Source organism: Gordonia aichiensis NBRC 108223, assembly GCF_000332975.1.
In the GTDB taxonomy this organism is placed as follows: domain Bacteria; phylum Actinomycetota; class Actinomycetes; order Mycobacteriales; family Mycobacteriaceae; genus Gordonia; species Gordonia aichiensis.
Genome location: NZ_BANR01000065.1, coordinates 1 through 510, shown reverse-complemented (window position 1 = coordinate 510; position 510 = coordinate 1). Strand labels below are relative to the sequence as shown.

The 510-nt window shown below is 63.3% G+C and carries 1 protein-coding gene; it reads right to left on the bottom strand.

Going from position 1 to position 510, the window contains the following annotated elements; genetic code table 11:
- Positions 1-11 precede the first annotated feature (11 nt).
- Positions 12-510, bottom strand: a 499-nt coding sequence (locus tag GOACH_RS22960) for an ISL3 family transposase (protein WP_005180753.1), incomplete at its 5' end; no start/stop codon positions are given.

Genomic DNA, 510 nt, shown 5'->3' with positions numbered 1-510 from the left:
CTCTTCCTGATTCAGAGTGCGTGTAGGTGTTCTGCCAGGCCGCCGGAGTGGATGAGTGACCGCAAGATGTAGTGGTTGAGGTTGCGGAAGCCGAGCGCGATCCCGCGTAGGTGTTCCAGGCGGCCGTTGATCGCTTCGACGGGCCCGTTGGAGGCGCCGGTGTCGAAGTAGGCCAGGATCTCGGTCCGTCGAGCCCACAGCGAGCGGCCGAGTTGGGCGAGTTCGGCGAGTTCTTTTGGCACGCCGGTGTGGATGCGTTTGAGCAGCTTGTACATCGCGATCTTCCCGTCTCGCTTGTGCGGCTGGTCGTAGGCGTCGATCAGGTCCTGATAGACGGCGTAGGTGACCGCGACCGCCAGATGTTCCTCACGCGCTTGGAGGCCGTTGGTGATGCGGGTCTTCTGCTTGTCGGTCAACAAGCCGATTCGGGTGAGCAGAGGGCGGCGGATGCCGTAGAGCGGGTCCCCGCTACGGCCGCGGTGTCCGCACGTATCCTGTTGTACGCGTTGA